This window comes from Micromonospora sp. MGP-C2, assembly GCF_057766525.1.
The window spans coordinates 2,825,520-2,846,662 of the sequence record NZ_JBYMEN010000002.1 but is presented as its reverse complement, the minus strand read 5'-3'; the positions used below and the strand labels follow the sequence as shown (position 1 = coordinate 2,846,662).

Below are 21,143 nucleotides of genomic sequence, written 5' to 3'. Positions count from 1 at the left end.
CCGGTCAGGCGCCGGTGCTGGCGTGCTCGACGGTCACCGGTTTCGACTCGGGTGAGGCGTGCTGGCGCAGGACGATGCTCAGCAGGATCAGCGCACCGACCGCGAGGAACTCGCTCTGCCAGTTCTGCATCGACTGGAACCAGAAGTCGCTGGTGCCGAGAAACTCCCACACCCCGATCGGCGGTGCGCCGCTCTGTAGGGCCTGCTCCTGGTTGTATGCGGCGGTGCCCCCGAACAGGTGACCGACGAACGAACCGGCGAAGATCAGCAGCAGCGCGAGGGAGAGGCTGTTGCGGTAGATCACCAGCGGCAGACCGCCGACACGCACCGGCCAGGGCGACTGCGGGGTGGCCCGGCGCTCGTCGTCCTCCGGCCGGTCGGTCTGATCCACCGGCTTCGACTCGGCCGACCCCCGCTGCACCAGGTGCGCGGTGAGCAGCACGTACCCGCCCATCTGGAGGAACTCCGACTCCCAGTTCTCGAAGACCGACTCGATGAAGTGCCCGCTGGTCAGGTACGCCGGCCAGCTCAGCGGCGCGGCACCGAACTCGGTCAGCTCCTCATTGTGGGTCTGCCAGCCGAAGACGCTCTGCAACACGAGGAAGACCAGGAAGGCCCCCAGCATGGCGACGGCCAAGCCGTTATTGCGTAGCCAACGAGGCATGACGTACCTCCTTCGGCGGTCGATTACCCCTGCCGGCATGGCGGCGAAACCACCAAAGCTCCAGGTCAGTGCCGTTCGGCGGGATTGTCGAGGCGCCCGCCGGTGCCCGCCTGGTTCGACAGCAGCAGCCCGAGCGCGAGCATCCCGAAGCCGAGCGCGAGGTGCAGCCAGTTGTCGGCGTCGTTCACCGGCAGGATGTTCGCCCCGCCCTCCGGGTTGACCGCCTCGATCCCGAGGCCGTACAGCCAGAGGGCGAGGTAGATCGCGCCGCCGGCGGCCAGGAACACGCGGGCGCCGGCGATGCTGCGGGCCATCACCAGGCCGACCAGCCCGAAGAGCAGGTGCACCGCGTTGTGCAGGATCGACACCTGGAACAGCCCCAACAGCCGGGCGTCCGAGTGGTGTCCGGCGAATCTCAGCTCGCCGTAGTCGGTGGTGATGCCGGGGATGAAGCCGAGCACGCCGATCAGCAGGAAGACCCCGGCGACGGCCAACGCGGCCAGCTGGACCCGGGGTCGGGGGCCGGCCCGTCGGCCACCTCGCGCGTCTCGTGCCATCGCTGCCCCCTCCATGGATCTGCCAGCCCTCGCGAACCTCACTGTCCGCAGCGGCGACGTGACGCAGCCCGACGATCCTCCATTTTGAAGTTGGAGCGGCCGGTCCCGCAGAGAAATGCACGAAGAGGTATGGAAGCCAAAACGCAGGGTAGGTCAATGGTCAGCGGCTGCGGCAACGCAACCGCATCCCCCCAGCACAACCGCGACGACTTTCTGAGCGGAAGGGAAATCATGTCTTACGATCTTTCACCTACGTCTTCCACGTACGGGCAGGAGTCGACGAACGGCGGTGGCGTTCGCGACCAGGCGCGCCAGGTCGGTTCCGAGGCCGCGCAGGCTGGCGGCGCGGTCGCCCAGACTGCCAAGGAGCAGGGCACCGAGGTTGGCCGCGAGGCGGCCCGGCAGGCCCGCAACCTGTACGGCGAGGCTCGCACCCAGCTCGCCAGCCAGACCGGTGAGCAGCAGCGCCGGGCCGCCGGTGGGCTGCGTTCGCTGGCCGACGAGATGCGCTCGATGGCCGAGCAGGGTGGCCAGGCCGGCCCGGTGACCGAGATTGCCCGCCAGGCCGCCGACCGGGTGCACGGCGTCGCCGGCTGGCTCGAGGAGCGCGAGCCCGGCGACCTGATCACCGAGGTACGGGACTACGCGCGGCGCAACCCGGGCACCTTCCTGGTCGGCGCGGCGGTTCTCGGAGTGTTGGCCGGCCGGCTGACCCGCAGCATCTCCTCCGCTGGCGACGACTCCGGCAACGGATCTTCGGCCTACCGGGGCGCCGGTGCGTACGACCCGGAGCAGACCGCCGTGATCCCGACGCCGCCGCCGGCACCCCGCGCGGCGCCGGACGCCACCCCGGCGGGCGGTTACCTCGACCCGACCCCCGGCACGTACACCGAGCCGACCCCCGGTGGTTACACCGAGCCGACCCCCGGCGGTTACACCGCGCCGACCCCCGGTGGCTACACCGAGCCGACCGGCACCGGGCAGCCGCTGCCGCCCGTGACCCAGACCGACCCGCTGCCGGGCGTGCCGTCCAGCGGCAGCCCGCGCCCGTGAGCCGCCGAGTCATCCGAAGGGAGGCGACGGCATGAGCATGCCGACGCAGGGGTCCGGGCTGGACTCCGGATACCACCCCGACGCGGGTGCCCCGCACACCGCCGCGGAGGTGAAGGGCAGCTCGCTGGGTGACCTGATGCGTCAGGTCACCACCGACCTGTCGACGCTGATGCGTCAGGAGGTCGAGCTGGCCAAGGCCGAGATCCGCCAGGAGGGCAAGAAGGCCGGCAAGGCCGCCGGGCTCTTCGGCGGTGCCGGCTTCGGCGGCTACATGGTGGCCCTCTTCGTGTCCATCGCCGTCTGGCAGTTCCTGGACAACGTCATGGACTCCGGTCTGGCCGCGCTGATCGTGGCCGTGATCTGGGCCGTGGTCGCCGCCGTCCTCTACTCCAAGGCGAAGCAGAACGCCCAGCACGTACGCGGGCTCAAGCAGACCAACGACAGCGTGCAGCGGATCCCCGACGCGCTCAAGCCGCACCCGGAGGGAGTCACCCGATGAGCACCGATCCCGATCAGATCCGCCGCGAGATCGAAGCCACCCGTAACAGCCTCAGCTCCGATGTGGATGCGCTGGCGTACAAGGTCAGCCCGAGCCGCATCGTCGACGACCGCAAGCAGCGGGCCCGTTCCGCTATGCAGAATGTGAGGGACAAGGTCATGGGAACCGCGTCTGACCTCGGCCACGGCACCGGCCAGGCCGCCCACTCGGTGGGTGACCGCGCCTCGTCGGCGGCCTCCAGCGTCAGCGACGCCGCGCACTCGGCGGCGACCAGTGTCAGCGACGCCGCCCACAGCGCTCCGCGGGTGATCCGGCAGAAGTCCCAGGGCAACCCCCTCGCCGCCGGTCTGATCGCGTTCGGGGTCGGCTGGCTGGCCTCGTCGCTGATCCCGGCCTCCCGCCGTGAGCAGCAGGCCGCCACCCAGCTCAAGGATCGGGTCAGCGAGCACAGCGGTGCGGTGACCGAGAAACTTGGCACTGTGGCCAGCGAGCTCAAGGAAGAGCTGCGCGAGCCGGCCCAGCAGGCCGCCCAGTCGGTGAAGTCCACCGCTCAGGACGCCGTGCACGCGGTCAAGGACGACTCGAAGTCGGCCGCGCAGGACGTCAGGGACCAGGCCCAGCAGGCCCGGCACCAGGTCAACTCCTGACCCCACGCCAATCCCGACAGCTCGCGGCCACCTCGGTGACCGCGAGCTGTCGCGTTGTGGGGTGCGGTCAGTGGCGGCGGCGTCGCAGGGCGCGGGTCGGGTGGGCGGCCCGGCGGATTCGGGTGTCGCCGTAGCGGACACCGCCGAACAGGAACCGCTGGCCGACCGCGAGCCAGCCGCACACGCCGCGCTCCAGCAGCCAGACCGGAGCCGCCAGCGCCGTCGCCGCAGGGAAGACCGCGGTGCCGCCGGCGCGACGGCGACCCAGCTCGGCGAGGGCCACGGTGCCGGCCGCCGCGCCGAGCACCAGCGCGGGCCGCCGGGCCGCGACCGCCGCGGCCAGCGCCGGCAGGACCGCGAGCGAGGTCAGCAGGCGGGCCGGCTGGGCCAGATCGTCGTACGCCTGACGGACCCGTTGCCCGCGGAAGTGCGCGGCGTCCGGAGGCAGCCGGCGTACGTAGAGCCAGGCCGGCGCCGCCTCGGTGCCGTCGTTCGCGCGCAGGGTGCGGATCAGCTCCAGGTTCTCGAAGAGCACGTCCGGGTCGTAGCCGCCCATGGCGAGGAAGGTGCTGCGACGCACCGCGAGGGTCCCCGGGTAGTCAGCGCCGAGCGCCCTGTTGAGCAGCGTCCGGCCGGTGTCCCACCAGGCGTGCCAGGGCAGCGGGTCGAAGTAGTTCTGCGGTCGCACCAGGTCGACCCGGTCCAGCAGCCGGTGCACGGCGGTCAGACCGGCCTCGTCGTACCGGACGTCGTCGTCGGCGATCACCACGTGCTCGTGGCCCGCCGCGCGCACGCCGGTGCGTACGCCGAGCACCTTGCCGTTGAGCCCGCTGGCGGTGGCGTCGGGCGGGAGGTGACGGACCAGCCCCCGCCAGGCGTCGGCGTGCCGCGCGAACAGGTCCGGGGCGGAGCCGTCGACCACGATCACGTCGACCCGGTCGGCCAGCCACCGCAGGTAACCGGTCAGCTCGGCCAGGCCGGTGTCGGCGTGCCAGCGCAGCGGCAGCACGTACGTCATCGGCAGTCGGACCGGCGCCGTGCCGCCGCGGCCGTCTTCGACGCCCCACCCGCGCGCGGCGGGCCGGGCGTCACCAGCTGGGCTGAACAGGGACATCGACGGGCCTCCTCGGCAGGACAGCGGTGAACCGGTGGCTGAGCAGCACGTGCCCGCATTCCCGCCGATCAAACGGACGTGTTGTTTCGACCGCCCCACGCCGGGTAGCGCTGCCGGAAAGAGCTGTCCATGCCCGGACCTCCGGGTGGAGGAGGCGAGATGACCAACAACGGAACGAGATGGGCGGTGCTCGGCATCACCGCGGTCACGGCGGTCGGTGTGGGCCGGGCGGTGGCTCGCCGTCGGCACCGGCATCAGCCGGAGCGGCAGGACGGCTGGTACGTGGTACGTCGCGGGGTGACCGTGGACCGGCCCCGGGATGAGGTGATCGGCTTCTGGACCGACCGGGAACGGCTGGACCGCGCGCTGGCCGGGTGGGCCACCCTGGAGCAGCTCGACGACCGGCGCTGGCGGTGCGTGGCTCGCGACCGGGCCGGTGGCGACACCGAGTGGCGGGCGGAGATCACCGTTGACGGGCCCGGCACGCTGCGGTGGCAGGTTGAGGACGGGCCGGTGCCGCAGGAGGGGCGGATCGAGCTGGCTGACGCTCCCCAGGGCCGGGGCACCGAGATCCGCGCCGAGCTGCGGTACCGCTCGGGCCCGGTGCGCCGGGTGTTGGGCCTGATCGGTGGGGACGACCCCGATCTGGCGCTGCGGGACGCCCTGCGGCGGGTGAAGTCGCTGATCGAGTGCGGCCAGGTGATGGACACCCGCGACGACCCGTCCGGTCGGAGCCCGAGGCAGGAGAAGGCGACCGACAAGGTCCGGGAGAAGCTGATGACGGGAGGCCGGGCGTGAGGGCACTGTGTTGGGAAGGCGTCGGCAAGCTGGCGGTGCGGGACGTGCCGGAGCCCAGAATCCGCGCCGAGGGGGACATCATCGTCCGCGTCCGGGCCAGCAGTGTCTGCGGCTCCGACCTGCACCTGATCAACGGGTACCTGCCGGCGATGCGGGAGGGCGACATCCTCGGCCACGAGTTCATGGGCGAGGTGGTGGAGACCGGGCCCGGCGTACGACAGCACAAGGTCGGTGACCGCGTGGTGGTCGGGTCGGTGGTCGCCTGCGGTGGCTGCTGGTACTGCCGCACCGAGCAGTACTCGCTCTGCGACAACTCCAACCCACAGCCGGTGTTCACCGAGAAGCTGTGGGGGCACTCACCGGCCGGCATCCTCGGCTACTCGCACGCCGCCGGCGGCTACTCGGGGTCGCACGCCGAGTACATCCGGGTGCCGTTCGGTGATGTTGGTGCGTTCGGGGTGCCCGACGGGGTGCCGGACGACTCGGTGGTGTTCGCCTCCGACGCGATGCCCACCGGGTGGATGGCGGCGGACTTCTGTGGGCTCACCGGTGGCGAGGTGGTCGCCGTCTGGGGCGCCGGCGGCGTCGGGCAGATGGCGGCCCGGTCGGCGCAACTCCTCGGCGCCGAGCGGGTCATCATGATCGACCGGTTCCCGGACCGGCTCGCCACGGCGGCCGAGCGGGTCGGCGTCGAGACGATCAACTACGCGGTGACGGACGTGCTGGAGGCGCTACGGGAGCTGACCGCCGGCCGTGGGCCGGACGCCTGCATCGAGGCCGTCGGCATGGAGTCACACGACGTCGGACCGACCTACGCGTACGACCGGACGAAGCAGGCGGCTCGGTTGCAGACCGACCGGCCGACCTCCGTACGCCAGGCGATCATGGCCTGTCGTAAGGGTGGCACGGTGAGCATCGTCGGGGTGTACGCCGGTCTGGTGGACAAGTTCCCGCTCGGCGCGGCCATGAACAAGGCCCTGGTGCTGCGGATGGGGCAGATGCACGCGCAGCGCTACATCCCGATGCTGCTCGACCGGCTCGCGGCCGGCGAGATCGACCCTGGCTACCTGGCCACCCACCCGATCTCCCTGGAAGAGGGCGCACACGGCTACGAGCTGTTCGAGAAGAAGCAGGACGGCTGTCTCCGCAGCGTGCTGCACCCCTGACCCGCTGGGCGTGCCGCCTCGCCGGTCCCCCCGGAACGACCGGCGAGGCGGAGGTCAGGCGGTGTTGAGCGTCAGGCGGTGCTGAGCGTCAGGCGGTGCGGCGGATGTTGGTGAGGGTCAGGCCGAGGGGCGGCAGCGCCGGCATCCGGTGCAGGTCCAGGGCCAGGTCCTGGACGGGCACGTCGTAGCGCATGGTGCTGGTCAGGTTGGTGACCGCCCGCTTCATCAGGTCGGTGGTGATCCACTCGCCTGCGCAACGGTGCCCGGCCCAGTGGTCACCGCCGCCCTGCGGGATCAGCTCGAACGGGTCCACGCGTCGGTTGGCGAACCGCTCCGGCCGGAACAGCTCCGGTTCCGGCCAGAGGGCCGGGTGGTGGTTGGTGCCGTACAGGTCGAGCAGGACCCGTCGCCCCTGGGGAAAGTGGTGGCCCTGCCAGTCGAAGGAACGCCGGACCCGGGCTGCCGCCATTGGGAAGAACGGGTAGTAGCGGCGTACTTCCTGGACGAAGTTCTCGGTGGCCTCACCGTCGCCGCGGACCCGTTCCCGCCAGCCCGGATGGTCGTGCAGGGCGAGCGCGGCGAACGCGATGTACTGGTCCACGGCGACCACCGGCCGCAGCACGTTGAGCAGTTCCACAGCCGCGACCCGGCGGGGGAGCAGCCGGCCCTGCCGGTCGCGGTGTTCGGCGATCACGGCCAGGGCGCTGCCGGGCGGCGCCGGAAAGAGACCGATCCGGGTCCGCTCGATGAGGTCGCCGAGCCAGCGTTCGGTGCGACGACGGGCGAGCCGTCCCCGCCAGTGCCGGGGGCCGACCGCCGCCGGAGCCTCGATCATCGAGTGCAGCTCGACGGCGCGTCGTTCGACCTGCGACGTGGGCAGCGGCACCCCCGCCCAGGCGCAGACCACCCGGGTCAGCAACCGGCCGAGTTCGTCGTAGAGCGGCAGCGGCCCGGCGGCCTCCCAGGCGGGGATCCGCGCCTGCCACTCCTCGTCGAAGAGTTGGCCGAGCTGCCGGATGGCGGTCGGCGTCATGATCGACATGAACATGGCCTTGCGGCCGGCGTGCTCCGGCCCGTCCAGCCCCTGCACACCACGCCGACCGGTGAGGGTCCGCTGCACCCGCAGCGGCATGGCGGTCGCGCGCTGGAAGCGCTCGTTGTCGTAGAACAGCACCGCCGCCGGCCGGCCGCGCAGGCAGATGGTCGGGGCGAGCAGGATCCGGGTCTGGAAGACGTCGCTGCCGTACCGCTCGCAGCGTTCGCCGATGAACCGGTAGCCGGCGCGGAGCAACGCGAGGGTGCTGTCCGGGCTGCGGTCGGCCGGCATGGTCGCCATCGGGTCTCCTCACGCGCGGGTGTGGCCGGGTCGCCACCGGCCGGCTGCGTCTACCCCCGTCACGGCCGCTGAATCCCCGCGCCGACGGCACGCCGGCTGGCCCCTCCCAGGGGCAGCGGAACCTGGTTTGCTGCTGGTGGGGCAACCACGGGGAGGGCGGATGCGCGACAACACATCACCGCACTGGCGGCAGCGACGAGCGGTCGGTGCACTGGGCGGAGGCCGCGACGGGCGGCCACTCATCGGGCCGCCCCGGCGGCCCACCCGGCCACACCGCTTCTTCACCGTGCACCTGGGCTTCACCGCCCCCAGCGTGGTTGAGGCACGCGAGCTGGCCGTGGCATACGCGGAGGCTCTCAACCTGCTCCGCCCGGAGGTGGCGCTCGGGGCGGCGGCCCTGTCACCGGCCGATGCCTGGCAGCGGGCCGAGCGGCTGTTCTGCGGTGCGCTCGGCCCGGACGGCGAGCGCTGCGTCGACGTCGCCGATCACCCCGGCTTCCACCACGCCCCGGGCCCCGGCGGTCTCGGCTGGGGCGACGGCGACGGCCCCGCCCGTGACTGACCGCCAACCCGGGGTCGCCGGTCCCGGGTCGACGGCCACCGCCCGCCGGCGGGCACGATCAGTCCAGGTCAAACTCGCCGTCCTGCGCGCCGGCCACGAACGCGTCCCACTCGGCCTGTGTGAAGACCAGCACCGGCCCGTCCGGCTCGGCCGAGTTGCGCATCCCGATCAGATCGTCGACGAAGGCGACCTCTACGGCGCTGTCGGAGGTGTCCCCTTCGGCCCGCTGCCAGACCGCCCGAGAGAGGTCGAAGTCGCCCTTGGGGTGCTGCGCCATTGTTCTTTCCTCCAGTGCCGAGGGTCGTGTGGTGACCGGGTGCCGATCCCCATCGGGCAGGATAAGCGGATGCCGAGCCTGACCCGTGTAGAGGCGACCGCGCGTGGCGCGGCGATTACTGTCGAGTCCTATCAGGTGGACCTCGACCTGACCGGTGGCACCGAGCTGTTCCGATCCCGCGTCGAGATCCGGTTCCGGGCGACCGCCGGCACCGCGACCTTCGCCGAGGTCAAGCCTGCAAAACTGCTCGGCGTACGCCTCAACGACCGCGACCTCGACCCCGGTCTGCTCACCGACAACCGGCTGCCGCTCGACGACCTGCTCGCGGACAACACGCTGGTCGTCGAGGCGGAGATGGCGTATTCCAGGACGGGCGAGGGGCTGCACCGCTTCGTCGACCCGGCCGACGGCGAGACCTACCTCTACGCGATGTCCTTCCTCGACAACGTGCAGCGCATCTTCGCCGCGTTCGACCAGCCCGACCTCAAGGCCCCGTTCACCCTCTCGGTGACCGCTCCGCCGGAATGGACGGTGTCCGGCAACGCCGAGGTGGCCGCCAATCCCGCGCCCGGTCGTTGGGAGTTCGCACCGACCGCGCCGCTGGCCACATACTTCTTCTCGCTGATCGCCGGTCCGTACCACGTCCGACGGGCCGAGCACGACGGCGTGCCGCTGGGCATCTACTGCCGCCGGTCGCTCGCCGAGCACCTGGACGCGGACGCCGAGGAGATCTTCACCGTCACCCGGCAGTGCCTGGACCGGTTCCACCAGCTCTTCACCGAGCGCTACCCGTTCGGCAAGTACGACCAGGCGTTCGTGCCCGAGTTCAACGCCGGCGCGATGGAAAACCCGGGCATCGTCACCTTCCGCGACGACTACGTGTTCCGCTCGGCAGTCACCGACAGCCAGCGCGAGCTGCGGGCCACCACCATCGCGCACGAGATGGCGCACATGTGGTTCGGTGACCTGGTCACCATGCGCTGGTGGGACGACCTGTGGTTGAACGAGTCCTTCGCGGAATACCTGGGCACCCGGGTCACCGCCGAGGCGACCCGCTTCGACCAGGCGTGGACCACCTTCGCGATGCGCCGCAAGGCCTGGGGTTACGCCGCCGACCAGCGTCCCTCCACCCACCCGGTCGCCCCGGACGAGGTGGCCGACACCGACGAGGGCCTGCTCAACTTCGACGGCATCTCGTACGCCAAGGGCGCCAGCGTGCTCCGGCAACTGGTCGCGTGGCTCGGTGACGAGGCGTTCCTCGCCGGCCTGAACGCGCACTTCTCGGCGCACCGCTTCGGCAACGCCACCCTCGACGACCTGCTGGCCAGCCTCTCCACCGCCAGCGGGCGGGACCTGTCCGGTTGGGCCGAGCTGTGGCTGCGCCGACCACAGGTCAACACCCTGCGTGCCGAGGTCGCCGTCGATGCCGACGGCCACTACGCCGAGGTGGCCGTGGTGCAGACCGCGCCCGCGTCACACAAGGTGCTGCGCCCGCACCGCATCGGCGTGGGCCGCTACTCGATGGACGGCACCGTCGAGCGCGACGAGGTGGACATCGACCCCGCCGTCGACGGTGGCCGCACGGTGCTGGGTGAGCTGACCGGCGCCCCGGCGGCCCGGCTGCTCCTGCTCAACGACGGTGACCTCAGCTTCGCCAAGGTGCGCCTCGACCCGGCGTCGGCGGACGCCGTTCCGCTGGTGCTGCCCGGGCTGACCGACCCACTGGCGAGGGCGGTGCTCTGGAGCGAGGCGCTGGACGCGGCGACCGACGGGGAGCGGCCGGTCACCGGCCTGGTCGAGCTGATGGTCGCCGCGCTGCCGGCCGAAACCGAGGTGATCATCGCGGAGGACGTGCTGGCCCTCAGCCGGTCGCTGATCGACCGCTATCTCGACCCACTCGCCCGGTCCACGGCGTTGGCCCGGGTCGCCGAGGCGTGCCAGCGGCTGCTCGACGGTGCGCAGGCGGGGGAGTCGCTGCAACTCGCTGCCGCCCGCGGCTGGATCGCCGCGACCACCGACGCGGACCTGCTCGTCGGCTGGCTCGCCGGCCGGGACGTGCCGACCGGCCTGAAGGTCGACGCGGAGCTGCGCTGGGCGGTGCTGCACCGGCTGGTGGTGCTCGGCGCCGCCGGCGAGGCCGAGATCGCCATCGAGGCAGCCGCCGACAACAGCTCCACGGGGGCGGAACGAGCCGCCCGCTGCCGGGCCGCCCTGCCCGACCCGGCCGCGAAGCAGGCAGCCTGGGAGATCATCGTGCGGGACACCGAGCTGTCCAGCCGGCCGCTGGAGGCGACCGCCGAAGGGTTCTGGCAACCCGAACAGGCCGAGCTGACCGCCGCGTACGTCGATCGCTACTTCGCGGACATGCCGGCCGCCGCGCGTCGGCGTACCCCCTGGACGGCCGACCGGGTCGCGGCCCTGGCGTTCCCCCGCTATGCCGTGGCGCAGCCGACCCGGGAAGCGGCCGCGGCGCTGCTGGCCCGCGACGACCTGACCCCCGGCCTACGCCGGGTGGTGACCGACGCCGATGACGACCTGCGCCGCGCGTTGGTCGCCCGAACGGCGGTGGCCGCCGCGTCCGCGTAGGGCTCCGGTTGGGCGCGGGGTCCGGGGCGGGGTGACACCCCGTCCCGGACCCCGACTCGATCAGGAAGTGCTCCCGCACCCGTAGCTCAGCGCAGCGCGGGCTCCGCCGTGACCGGCGCGTCCCAGTCGATGACGTACCGCTGCTCGTGGGCGATCGTCTTCTCCGGGTCCATTGCGGTGCGCACCAGCAGGGGCATCAGCAACGGCATCAGCGTCCGGCCGACCGGCCCCGGCGCCTTGGTGTGGTTGATCCGCGCAGCGCGGGCGGCAACCTTCTCCACCCGGGAGCGGCGGAGCCGGTCGAACGCGGCGAACGCCGACGCCACGTCCGGTAGGTCACGCAGACAACGGGCGAGCTGCACCGCGCTCTCGATGGCCAGTGACGCGCCCTGCCCGGAGCTGTTCGACGGTGCGTGCGCCGCATCGCCGACCAGCACCATCCGACCCCGGTGCCAGTGCGGCACCGGCGGCATGATCTGCAACGCCCCGACCACCTGGAGCTCGTCCGCCGTGCTGGTCGACACCAGCTCCCGGCCCGGGTCATCGTCGCCGTAGGTGTCGCGCAGCGTGGCCAGCCACTTCGTCGACGGCACCGTGCGGGCCTCGACCAGGCTCATCGGCCGCTGGTACGGCAGGTTGGCCCCCCACCGGGTGCCACCGCCCGGCTCCGGCCAGTAGAGGTAGTAGCCGCGGCGCCCGAACGCGAACGTCATAGTGCCCGGCTCCGCATCCACCTCGTGCCGGGCCACCGCCTCGAAACCGAGCAGGCCGGTGAACCGGGGGCCGGGCGCGGCCGGGTCGATCAGGCCGCGAACGGTCGACCGGATGCCGTCGGCACCGATCAGGACGTCGGCGGTGGCGGTGCTGCCGTCCTCAAAGCGGGCGGTCACGCCGCTCTCCGACTGCTCGGCGTCGACCAGCCGCTTGCCGTACGCGAAACCGACCCCCTCGGCGACCGCCTGGTCGTGCAGCGCCCGATGCAGCTCGGCGCGGTGCACCACGCGCAGCGGTGGCACTCCGCTCAGCGTGGGCAGGTCGATGCGGCGTCGGCCGACCGCCATCACGCTGCGCGTGATCGGGGTGGCGGCCGACGTAACCGCCTGGTCCGCGCCGACCGTACGTAGGGCCGCCACGCCGTTGGGCGCGAGCGCGAGGGTGCCGCCGATGCCGCCAACTCCGCTGGCGGTGGCCGGGTACGCCTCGTGGACTGTCGCTGTGATGCCGGCGCGGCGCAGTGCGAGTGCCGTCACCGGTCCGGCGATGCCGCCGCCGATGACGATCGCGGTTCGTACCGTGGTCATGCTCTTCTCCCTGAGGTGTGTGGTCGCGTGCGACCGACCTGGGAGGGAGCCCGGTTATCCTCTGGTTGCCGCTTCGGGCCGGGCGCCTTCCCAGGCATCGGTTCGGGGTAAGGGCTCCGGCGGGGTGTTGGCGCACCCCGCCGGAGCCGTTCTTCAGTCGGCTTCCCGGCTGCTGGTTGTCGGGGTGCTGGCTTTCTGTGTGGTGGTGTTGTTGCGTTCGGCGGTGGCTTTCGCGGTGGTGGTTCTCTCGGACAGCTCGGTCAGCTCCGCGGGCATCTCGCCGGTCTCGTGGAAGGCCCGCCAGGTGTCCAGCCCCGGGTAGCTGCCCGAGGTCAGCTCCGCCAGCAGCCCCCGCAGCCAGGAGGCCTCCGCGTCGCGCATGGCGAGGTCGTACTCCGACTCCACCAGGAACAGCCGCGGAACCTCCCGCAGGTGGGCGCCGAGCGCTTCCCGGTCCTGGCGGATCGCGTCCTCCAGCAGGTCGAGCCGTTGCCGCAGCAGGGCGGCGGCCTCGTCGGGATGCAGGGCGGCGAGAACGGACAGGCCGGCTCGGAAGCGGGGATGCTCAGGCATCGGCGTGGAGACCAGCTCGCGGGCCCAGTCGACCAGCTCCGCCCGCCCCGCGTCCGTGATGCGGTAGACGGTGCGTTCCGGGCGCCGACCCTCACGGACGCTCTCCGCCGCTTCGATCATGCGGTGTTTGTCCATGTTGCGGATCACCGTGTAGAAGGATCCCCACTTGAACTCCATGTCCTGGTCCTTGCCCCAGGCACGCAGTGCGGTGGCGATCTCGTACGGGTGCATCGGCCGCTGGACCAGGGCAGACAGCACGGCCAGCGCCAGCAGGTTGCCGACCTTGCGCCGCTTCTGCACGACGTCTCCTCTGCTCGCGGGCGATTACTCGTAGACGAGTATATGCGCGCGCTGGCTTGTCCCGCGACCCTCATGCGGCGACCCTTCACGCTGACGCGCGCCCGATGCCGGGCCCCAACGGCGCCCCACGACGTCCGGCCTACGATCACGGGGTGGAGGAAGACATCCGGCGGATCGGGATCATGGGTGGCACCTTCGACCCGATCCACCACGGGCACCTCGTCGCGGCGAGTGAGGTGGCGGACCGGTTTGGTCTGGACGAGGTGGTTTTCGTCCCCACCGGTCAGCCGTGGCAGAAGGCTGACGAGCCGGTCAGCCCGGCCGAGGACCGGTACCTGATGACGGTCATCGCCACCGCCTCCAACCCCCGCTTCCAGGTCAGCCGGGTCGACATCGACCGCAGTGGCCCCACCTACACGGTCGACACCCTGCGTGATCTTCAGGCCGAGTACGGCCCCAAGGTGCAGCTGTTCTTCATCACCGGCGCGGACGCGTTGCAGCGCATCCTGTCGTGGAAGGACCTGGACGAGATCTTCGAGCTGGCCCACTTCGTCGGGGTGACCCGGCCCGGCTTCCAGTTGACCGACAAGCATCTTCCGGCGGACACCGTCAGCCTGATCCAGGTGCCAGCGATGTCCATCTCGTCGACCGACTGCCGCGCTCGGGTCGCCCGTGGTGAGCCGGTCTGGTATCTGGTGCCCGACGGTGTGGTGCAGTACATCGCCAAGCGGCGCCTCTATCAGGGCTGATCACGCCCGATATGGCCCTTTCTGTGCCCTTGACCGACCAGAACTGACCGGTCGGGGTGTCGCCGGGTATGAGACGCTTGGACGATCGCACGCTTGATCTAAGGAGAACGGTGACAGTTTCCGAACGCGCTCACGAGCTGGCTATCGCGGCTGCCCAGGCCGCTGCCGACAAGAAGGCGCAGGACATCACGATCATCGACGTCGGCGACCAGCTCGCCATCACCGACGCGTTCGTGCTCGCCGCCGCCCCCAACGAGCGTCAGGTGCTGGCCATCGTCGACGCCATTGAGGCGAGCCTGCTGGAGCTGCCGGAGAAGGCGAAGCCGGTGCGGCGCGAGGGCGAGCGTGGCGGCCGTTGGGTGCTGCTCGACTACGTCGACATCGTGGTGCACGTCCAGCACACCGAGGAGCGCGAGTTCTACGCGCTCGACCGGCTCTGGAAGGACTGCCCCACCATCCCGTTCGTCGACCGCGACCTGGTCGAGGCCGACGCCAGCGGGTCCGCCGCAGCAGAATGACCCGGCTGATCGTCTGGCGGCACGGCAACACCGACTGGAACGCCGCCAACCGCGTGCAGGGGCAGACCGACGTACCCCTGAATGAGCTGGGCCGCGACCAGGCCCGCGCCGCCGCCCCGCTGCTCGCGGCGCTGCGGCCCGACGCGATCGTGTCCAGCGACCTGAGCCGCGCCGTGGAGACCGCTGGCGCGCTCGCCGCGCTGACGGGGCTTCCGGTGCGCACTGACGCCCGGCTGCGCGAGCGGCACTTCGGTCAGTGGCAGGGTCTGCACCTCACCGAGGTCGCCGAGCGCTTCCCCGAGGAGTACGCGCGCTGGCGGGCTGGCGACCCCGATCCGGGTGCGGACCTGGAGCCTCTGCACGGCCTCGGCGAGCGGGTCGGCGCCGCGTTGCGGGAAGCGGCCGACGCGGCACCGGGCGGCACCGTGGTGATCGCCACCCACGGTGGTGGCTCCCGGCAGGGCATCGGCCACCTGCTCGGTTGGGACACCAGTGTGCTGCGCACCATCGGCTCCCTGGCCAACTGCCACTGGAGCGAGCTACGGCACGACGACCGCGCGCCGGCTGTCGGGCGTCCGCAGGACGTCCGGGGCTGGCAGTTGCGGGCGCACAACGTCGGCCTGGTCACTGCCCCGGTCGTCGTCGACGCGATCTGAACGCTTCCGCCTCGTCGTTCGACCTCTCGATCGGCTAGCGTGCCGGGCATGCCCGTCGCGGTTGTCATCGACTCCACCGCCTACCTTCCGCCCGAGCTGGTGCAGGCGCACCGGCTGACCGTCGTTCCGTTGACCGTCGTGCTCAACGGCGCGGAAGGGCTGGAGGGGGTGGAGACCCAGCCGGCCGACGCCACCCTGGCGCTGAGCGCCCGGCGGGTCACCGCGACCACCTCCCGGCCGGCACCCGAGCAGTTCGCCCGCACGTACCGCCGACTGCTCGACGACGGCGCCGACGGCGTCGTCTCGGTGCACATCTCCGCCGCCCTGTCCGGCACGGTGGAGGCGGCCCGGCTCGCCGCCGCCGACTTCGACGGCCGCGTCGAGGTCGTGGACAGTCGCTCCACGGGCATGGGGCTCGGCTTCCCGGCCATCGCGGCCGCCACCGCCGCCCAGGCGGGCGCCGACCTGACCGGGGTACGCGACGCGGCGCTCGCCGCCGTCGCCCGCACGACCGTCTGGTTCTACGTCGACACGCTGGAGTTCCTTCGCCGAGGCGGCCGGATCAACGCCGCCGAGGCGCTGCTCGGGACCGCCCTGTCCGTCAAGCCGATCATGCACATGCCGGACGGGGCGATCGTGCTGCGGGAGAAGGTCCGCACCGCCAGCCGTGGAGTGGCCCGTCTGGTGGATCTGGCCGTCGAGGCGGCCGGGGACGACGATGTGGATATCGGTGTGCATCACCTGGCCGCGCCGCAGCGGGCCGAGGCGTTGCTCGCCGCGCTGACCGGACGGTTCGGTGACCGGCTGCACGACACGTACGTCTCCGAGGCGGGTGCGGTCGTCGCCGCGCACGCGGGCCCAGGTCTGGCCAGCGTGGTCGTCCACCGCAGGCCGGCCGGCTGAGCCGATGGCGACGTCCTGTGTGGTCACCGGCGGTGGCCGTGGTGTCGGCCGGGCCGTGGTGGAGCGCCTGGTGGCGACCGGTGTCACGGTCGTCGTGCTGGAGCGCGACGCGGACGCGGTCGACTGGCTGACCGGGCACCCGGCCGCCGACCGGCTCGTCGCCATGATCGGCGACGCCGCCGACGAGCAGGTGGCCGAGCACGCCGCCGAGCTGGCCGAACGCGCCGCGCCCCTGTCCGGCTGGGTGAACAACGCGGCGGTCTTCCGCGACGCCGCCCTGCACTCCGCCTCCGCCGACACGGTGCTGGAACTGATCGAGCTGAACCTACGTCCGGCAGTGGTGGGCGCCGCGGTGGCCGTACGCCGGTTCCTGGCCCGGGCCGCCGGCGGCGCGATCGTCAACGTCTCGTCGCACCAGGCCCGCCGGCCGGTGTCAGGCGCCTTGCCGTACGCGACGGCGAAGGCCGCGGTGGAGGGGCTGACCCGGGCGCTGGCCGTCGAGTACGGGAGGCACGGCATCCGTGCCAACGCGGTCGCGCTCGGTTCGATCGCCACCGAGCGGCACGCCGACTTCCTGGCCGCGCAGGAACCCTCCCAGGCCCAGTGGATCGACGCCGAGCTGACCCGGCTGCACCCGGTGGGGCGCATCGGGCGGGTCGACGAGGTGGCCGAGGCCGTCGCGTACCTGCTGTCACCTGCGGCGAGCTTCGTCAACGGGGTGGTCCTGCCGGTGGACGGGGGACGGGCCGTGCTCGGCCTCGACCCGGAGGCCCGCTGACGGCGTACCCGTCGGGTAGCCTGGTTGCGCGCCCCAGATGGGCCTACCCCCCGGAGGTTCTGGCTACTTCAGCCACCACGCCGAGATCGACGCGATATGCGCGTCTCTCGTGCGGGATCCGGGGTGTCGGTGCCCTCGGGGTTTTGTCGTTGGTGGCTGGTGGGCGCTTTGGGCCTCCGGTCGGGTCTTCGGATCGACCGGGAAGAAGACGGTACGCATGACAGTCACGTTCAACCACACCATCATCGCCACGAAGGACAAGCAGGCTTCGGCCGCGTTCTACCGGGAGCTGTTCGAGCTGCCGGAGGCGCCGTCGTGGGGGCCGTTCGTCAACGTCCTGCTGGACGAGGGTGTGCTGCTCCAGTTCGCCGAGCCGCCGGTGGACATCCAGATGCAGCACTACGCGTTTCTCGTCGACGACGAGTTGTTCGCCCGGTGCCTGGCGTTCGTCCAGGGGCGCGGCATCACGTACTGGGCCGACCCGCAGCTGAAGCGTGAGGGCGAGACCAACACCGAGCACGGTGGGCGGGGTTTCTACTTCATGGACCCGGCGGGCCACGCCATCGAGATCATCACCCGGCCGTACGTGTAGCGACCGGCGTCGACGGCACCGGCACTCGGGACCCACATAGGCGTGAGCGTGATGCCTCAGAGTCATCTTGATGACTCAGAGGCATCACGCTCATGGGCTGATCCGGCTCGGCCTCGTGGGTGAGGTGTGCCCCTAGCAGATCGTGCGGTGATCAGGGCGTTGTCCACAGGACGCCGGTTGTCCACAGAGGGGGAGGACGGCTCGCCCCGTCGCGCTGTCCTCCGCTCTAGCGTCGGGCCGTGTCGCACGACGAGGAGACAGAGGTCCGCCAACGCCTGCGCTGGCTGACCGACCCGCCGGAGGGTTCGCCGCCAATGCGGGCTGAGGTGCCGCTTGCGGGCGTACCCCCGCTGGGTGTGTTGCCGCCCCGGGCCGATGCGCCGCCCGCTGAGTCGGACGCGCGCGGCGCATCGGCTGGCCTCGCGGCCGAGCCCGGGTCGCGACTGCCCGGGCCCGGGGCGTTCGACCCCGGGCGGCGCGGCGTGCGGGCGTTGGCGGTCGTCGCCGTGGTGGTCGTGTTGGGCGCGGCCGGTTGGGCCTGGCGGTCACGCCCGCAGTCGGAACCGGTTGCCCCGCTGGTCAGCGTGGCCGCGTCTGCCGCACCGGCGGACGATCCCAACGCGTCCGGCTCCGGCGAGCTGGTGGTGGCGGTCGCGGGGAAGGTTCGCAAGCCGGGGCTGGTGCGGTTGCCGGCCGGTTCCCGGCTCGCCGACGCGGTGCAGGCGGCTGGCGGCGCGCTGCCCGGTGTCGACGTGGCGTTGCTCAACCCCGCCCGCAAGGTCACCGACGGTGAGTTGATCGTGGTCGGGGTGACGCCACCGCCGGTGCCGGGTGGTGCGGCCGGGCCACCCGGCGGCGCGGCCGGGCCCGCCGTCGGGCCGTTGAACCTGAACACCGCCACGTTGGCCCAGCTCGACGCGCTGCCCGGGGTCGGGCCTGTCCTCGCCCAGCGGATCCTCACCCATCGGGACCAGCACGGTGGGTTCAAGGCCGTCGGCGACCTGCGCCAGGTCGACGGGATCGGCGATGCGCGGTATGAGCAGCTCAAGGACCTGGTGACGGTGTGAGCGGCGGTGCCCCGAGGCCGTCGGACGATGTCGGTGTCGTGCCAGCCGAGACCTCCCCGCCGGACCTGCGGCTGGCCGGGTTGGCGGTGGCCGCCTGGCTCACCGCGCTCGCCGGCCTGCACCTCGGCCCCGGCCCACTTCTGGCGGTCACCGTGGCGGCGGCCGGCGTGACGACGGTGGGCGCCCTGCACCTACTCGGTGGCCTCGGCCATCCCCGGGCCGCTGTCCGCCGCTACGGCTGGATCGCCGTCGCGGTCGGCCTCGGCGTGGTCTGCGCAGGAGCCGCCACCGCAGCCCGGCTCGCCGTCCGCGACGCACCGCCGATCCGTGCCCTTGCCGAACAGCGCGCTTCGGTCACCGCCGACCTGGTGGTCCGGGACGATCCGCGTCCGATCCGCAGTGCCGGCCGGCCCGGCATGCTGCTGGTGTCGACGGAACTGGTCCGGCTCACCGGCCCGGACGGCCGACGCACCGAGGCGTCGGTGCAGCTGCTCGTCCTGGCGACCGACCCGGCCTGGCGGGGCCTGCTGCCCGGGCAACGCCTGACCGCCGACGGCCGGCTCGGCGTTCCGCGCGGTGGTGACCTCACCGCGGCGGTGCTCAGCACCGACGGCCCTCCGGAGCGGCACGGTGCGTCGTCCTGGGCGCAGCGCGCTGCCGGGACGCTGCGCGCCGGCCTGCAGCGAGCCTGTGCACCGCTGCCCGACGATCCGGGTGGGCTGCTGCCGGGTCTCGTGGTGGGGGACACCAGCCGATTGCCACCCGCCGTCGAGGAGGACTTTCGCGCCACTGGGATGACACACCTCAACGCCGTTTCGGGAAGCAACGTGGCAATTGTCGTAGGCGCGGTGCTGCTGCTGGCCCGGTGGGCGCGGGCCGGCCCTTGGCTCGCCGCCGGGCTCTGCGGGGTGGCGCTGGTGGGCTTCGTCATCCTGGTCCGGCCGTCACCGAGCGTCGTACGGGCCGCCACGATGGGGGCGATCGGGCTGGCCGCGCTGGCCGCGGGTCGTCCCCGGGCAGCACTGCCCGCGTTGGCCGCCGCCGTCACCGTGCTGGTCCTGGTGGACCCGGAGCTTGCCGGTGATCCCGGTTTCGCGCTCTCCGTGCTGGCCACCGGTGGCCTGTTGTTGCTCGCGCCACGCTGGCGGGACGGCCTGCGGCGGCGAGGTGTGCCGCCCGGCCTGGCGGAGGCGCTGGCCGTGCCGGCGGCGGCGCAGCTGGCCTGCGGGCCGGTCGTCGCCGGCATCTCCGGCACGGTCAGCCTGGTGGCGGTGCCGGCCAACCTGCTGGCGGTTCCCGCCATCGCGCCGGCGACCGTGCTGGGCGTGCTGGCGGCCATGATGTCGCCGATCTGGCCGGGCGGCGCCGAGTTCCTCGCCTGGCTGGCGAGCTGGCCGGCCTGGTGGCTGGTGGTCATCGCCCACCAGGGCGCCCGCTTGCCGGGTGGCACCCTGCCGTGGCCGGGCGGGGTGCCGGGCGCCCTGCTGTTGACCGCGCTGACCGTCGCGCTGCTGATCGCGGTGCGCCGGCCACTCGTACGGCGACTCGTGGCGGTCGTCGGCGTCGCCTCGGTGCTCGGTGCGCTTCCGGTGCGGCTGGTGTTCGCCGGCTGGCCGCCGCCGGGTTGGGTGGTGGTGGTCTGCGCCGTGGGTCAGGGCGACGCCGTGGTGTTGCCGGTCGCCCCCGGTCGGGCGGTGGTGGTGGACGCCGGTCCGGAACCCGGGGCGGTGGACGGTTGCCTGCGCCGGCTCGGCGTACGGGAGGTGCCGCTGCTGGTGATCAGCCACTTCCATGCCGATCACGTGGGTGGAGTGGCCGGGGTGTTCCGGGGGCGGCGGGTCGACGCCGTGCTGGTGCCGTCCTCGACTGACCCGGACAGCGGTCGGGACGTGGTTCGGGCGGCGGCGACTGCCGGACGGGCCGCATCGTTCACCACGGTGTCCGGGGCCCGCCATCCGATCGGGGACGTCGACCTGCTGGTGCTCGGCCCGCCGTACCCGCTGGCCGGCACGAGGTCCGATCCGAACAACAACTCGTTGGTGCTGCTCGCCACGGTGGCCGGGGTGCGGATCCTGCTGCCCGGAGACGCGGAGACCGAGGAGCAGCACGCGATGGTGGCGCGGGCCGCCCCCGGCCAGTTGCGGGCGGACGTGTTGAAGGTCGCCCACCACGGTTCGGCGTACCAGGACTTCGGTTTCCTCGACGCGGTGCGGCCCTCCGTCGCGCTGGTGCCGGTCGGCACCGGCAACACCTACGGACACCCGAGCCCTGGGCTGCTCGCGCGATTGGGCAGGGGCGGCGCTCGGGTGCTGCGTACCGACACCGATGGTGACCTCGCGGCGGTTCGGACGAGCCGCGGGCTGGGTGTGGCCCGGCGAGGTGTCCCAGTGGGCCGGCGACCCTGAGCCGACGGCGGGTGAAGCTCCCAGGTCGCTGTCAGGGCTGAA

The 21,143-nt window shown here is 72.3% G+C and carries 22 protein-coding genes; 15 read left to right on the top strand and 7 right to left on the bottom strand.

Annotated features, from left to right (window positions below):
* Positions 1-4 precede the first annotated feature (4 nt).
* Both AC3CF1_RS12670 and AC3CF1_RS12665 read right to left on the bottom strand, forming a co-directional pair.
* Positions 5-664 carry a DUF6766 family protein gene (locus AC3CF1_RS12670; protein WP_141910805.1) on the bottom strand — a complete coding sequence of 220 codons (660 nt, stop codon included), beginning with the start codon at positions 662-664 and terminating at the stop codon, positions 5-7.
* 65 nt (positions 665-729) lie between these two features.
* Positions 730-1,221, bottom strand: coding sequence for a DUF4383 domain-containing protein (locus AC3CF1_RS12665; protein ID WP_088949730.1), 492 nt, complete (start codon positions 1,219-1,221; stop codon positions 730-732).
* Between the two features lie 231 nt (positions 1,222-1,452).
* Here AC3CF1_RS12665 and AC3CF1_RS12660 point away from each other — a divergent pair, with 231 nt between their 5' ends.
* Genes AC3CF1_RS12660 through AC3CF1_RS12650 form a run of 3 tightly spaced genes read left to right on the top strand, consistent with a single transcriptional unit; the run spans position 1,453 to position 3,420 of the window.
* Positions 1,453-2,274 carry a hypothetical protein gene (locus tag AC3CF1_RS12660; protein WP_488450538.1) on the top strand — a complete coding sequence of 274 codons (822 nt, stop codon included), beginning with the start codon at positions 1,453-1,455 and terminating at the stop codon, positions 2,272-2,274.
* A gap of 31 nt (positions 2,275-2,305) precedes the next feature.
* Positions 2,306-2,773 (top strand): phage holin family protein, encoded by a 468-nt coding sequence (locus AC3CF1_RS12655; RefSeq protein ID WP_088949728.1) that lies wholly within the window; start codon positions 2,306-2,308, stop codon positions 2,771-2,773.
* Entirely contained in the window at positions 2,770-3,420 is a 651-nt protein-coding gene (locus tag AC3CF1_RS12650) for a DUF3618 domain-containing protein (RefSeq protein WP_488450537.1), read from the top strand. Before AC3CF1_RS12655 ends, AC3CF1_RS12650 begins: the two co-directional genes overlap by 4 nt.
* Before the next feature lie 67 nt (positions 3,421-3,487).
* Here AC3CF1_RS12650 and AC3CF1_RS12645 read toward each other — a convergent pair whose 3' ends face one another.
* Positions 3,488-4,534: a glycosyltransferase family 2 protein gene (locus tag AC3CF1_RS12645; protein WP_488450536.1), complete on the bottom strand. Its 1,047-nt coding sequence runs from the start codon at positions 4,532-4,534 to the stop codon at positions 3,488-3,490.
* A gap of 159 nt (positions 4,535-4,693) precedes the next feature.
* Here AC3CF1_RS12645 and AC3CF1_RS12640 point away from each other — a divergent pair, with 159 nt between their 5' ends.
* Positions 4,694-5,332 (top strand): SRPBCC family protein, encoded by a 639-nt coding sequence (locus AC3CF1_RS12640; RefSeq protein WP_354983368.1) that lies wholly within the window; start codon positions 4,694-4,696, stop codon positions 5,330-5,332.
* Positions 5,329-6,498, top strand: a complete 1,170-nt coding sequence (locus AC3CF1_RS12635) for a zinc-dependent alcohol dehydrogenase (RefSeq protein WP_488450535.1) — start codon at positions 5,329-5,331, stop codon at positions 6,496-6,498. The genes AC3CF1_RS12640 and AC3CF1_RS12635 overlap by 4 nt, the downstream gene beginning before the upstream one ends.
* Before the next feature lie 88 nt (positions 6,499-6,586).
* On the opposite strand, the gene AC3CF1_RS12630 is transcribed toward AC3CF1_RS12635, so the two are convergent.
* The gene (locus AC3CF1_RS12630) at positions 6,587-7,834 is read right to left on the bottom strand and encodes a cytochrome P450 (RefSeq protein WP_354983369.1); all 1,248 of its coding nucleotides are present in this window, start codon (positions 7,832-7,834) and stop codon (positions 6,587-6,589) included.
* A 160-nt stretch (positions 7,835-7,994) separates the two neighbouring features.
* Between AC3CF1_RS12630 and AC3CF1_RS12625 the strand changes: the two genes are divergently transcribed.
* The gene (locus tag AC3CF1_RS12625) at positions 7,995-8,396 is read left to right on the top strand and encodes a hypothetical protein (RefSeq protein ID WP_354983370.1); all 402 of its coding nucleotides are present in this window, start codon (positions 7,995-7,997) and stop codon (positions 8,394-8,396) included.
* Positions 8,397-8,454: 58 nt separating this feature from the next.
* Here the strand turns inward: AC3CF1_RS12625 and AC3CF1_RS12620 are convergent, their stop codons facing one another.
* Positions 8,455-8,673 carry a DUF397 domain-containing protein gene (locus tag AC3CF1_RS12620; RefSeq protein WP_030336536.1) on the bottom strand — a complete coding sequence of 73 codons (219 nt, stop codon included), beginning with the start codon at positions 8,671-8,673 and terminating at the stop codon, positions 8,455-8,457.
* Positions 8,674-8,742: 69 nt separating this feature from the next.
* Between AC3CF1_RS12620 and pepN the strand changes: the two genes are divergently transcribed.
* Positions 8,743-11,259 carry an aminopeptidase N gene (gene pepN, locus AC3CF1_RS12615; protein WP_354983371.1) on the top strand — a complete coding sequence of 839 codons (2,517 nt, stop codon included), beginning with the start codon at positions 8,743-8,745 and terminating at the stop codon, positions 11,257-11,259.
* Between the two features lie 86 nt (positions 11,260-11,345).
* On the opposite strand, the gene AC3CF1_RS12610 is transcribed toward pepN, so the two are convergent.
* Both AC3CF1_RS12610 and AC3CF1_RS12605 read right to left on the bottom strand, forming a co-directional pair.
* A complete protein-coding gene (locus AC3CF1_RS12610; RefSeq protein ID WP_488450534.1) occupies positions 11,346-12,560 on the bottom strand; it encodes an FAD-dependent monooxygenase in 1,215 nt (404 codons plus the stop codon).
* 153 nt (positions 12,561-12,713) lie between these two features.
* The gene (locus AC3CF1_RS12605) at positions 12,714-13,433 is read right to left on the bottom strand and encodes a PadR family transcriptional regulator (RefSeq protein WP_488450533.1); all 720 of its coding nucleotides are present in this window, start codon (positions 13,431-13,433) and stop codon (positions 12,714-12,716) included.
* A 152-nt stretch (positions 13,434-13,585) separates the two neighbouring features.
* Between AC3CF1_RS12605 and nadD the strand changes: the two genes are divergently transcribed.
* The 8 genes from nadD to AC3CF1_RS12565 all read left to right on the top strand — a co-directional run bounded on the left by nadD (position 13,586) and on the right by AC3CF1_RS12565 (position 21,101).
* The gene (nadD, locus tag AC3CF1_RS12600; RefSeq protein ID WP_088951954.1) at positions 13,586-14,182 is read left to right on the top strand and encodes a nicotinate-nucleotide adenylyltransferase; all 597 of its coding nucleotides are present in this window, start codon (positions 13,586-13,588) and stop codon (positions 14,180-14,182) included.
* Between the two features lie 110 nt (positions 14,183-14,292).
* Entirely contained in the window at positions 14,293-14,700 is a 408-nt protein-coding gene (rsfS, locus tag AC3CF1_RS12595) for a ribosome silencing factor (protein WP_088949720.1), read from the top strand.
* A complete protein-coding gene (locus tag AC3CF1_RS12590) occupies positions 14,697-15,356 on the top strand; it encodes a histidine phosphatase family protein (protein ID WP_354983374.1) in 660 nt (219 codons plus the stop codon). The genes rsfS and AC3CF1_RS12590 overlap by 4 nt, the downstream gene beginning before the upstream one ends.
* 48 nt (positions 15,357-15,404) lie before the next feature.
* Positions 15,405-16,259 (top strand): DegV family protein, encoded by an 855-nt coding sequence (locus AC3CF1_RS12585; protein WP_099856581.1) that lies wholly within the window; start codon positions 15,405-15,407, stop codon positions 16,257-16,259.
* Positions 16,260-16,263: 4 nt separating this feature from the next.
* The gene (locus AC3CF1_RS12580; protein ID WP_099857902.1) at positions 16,264-17,037 is read left to right on the top strand and encodes an SDR family NAD(P)-dependent oxidoreductase; all 774 of its coding nucleotides are present in this window, start codon (positions 16,264-16,266) and stop codon (positions 17,035-17,037) included.
* A gap of 217 nt (positions 17,038-17,254) precedes the next feature.
* Positions 17,255-17,629 (top strand): VOC family protein, encoded by a 375-nt coding sequence (locus AC3CF1_RS12575; RefSeq protein ID WP_141910790.1) that lies wholly within the window; start codon positions 17,255-17,257, stop codon positions 17,627-17,629.
* Positions 17,630-17,868: 239 nt separating this feature from the next.
* A complete protein-coding gene (locus AC3CF1_RS12570; RefSeq protein WP_354983376.1) occupies positions 17,869-18,696 on the top strand; it encodes a ComEA family DNA-binding protein in 828 nt (275 codons plus the stop codon).
* On the top strand, positions 18,693-21,101 hold the full coding sequence (locus AC3CF1_RS12565; RefSeq protein ID WP_488450532.1) for a ComEC/Rec2 family competence protein: 2,409 nt from the start codon (positions 18,693-18,695) through the stop codon (positions 21,099-21,101). Before AC3CF1_RS12570 ends, AC3CF1_RS12565 begins: the two co-directional genes overlap by 4 nt.
* Positions 21,102-21,143 lie beyond the last annotated feature (42 nt).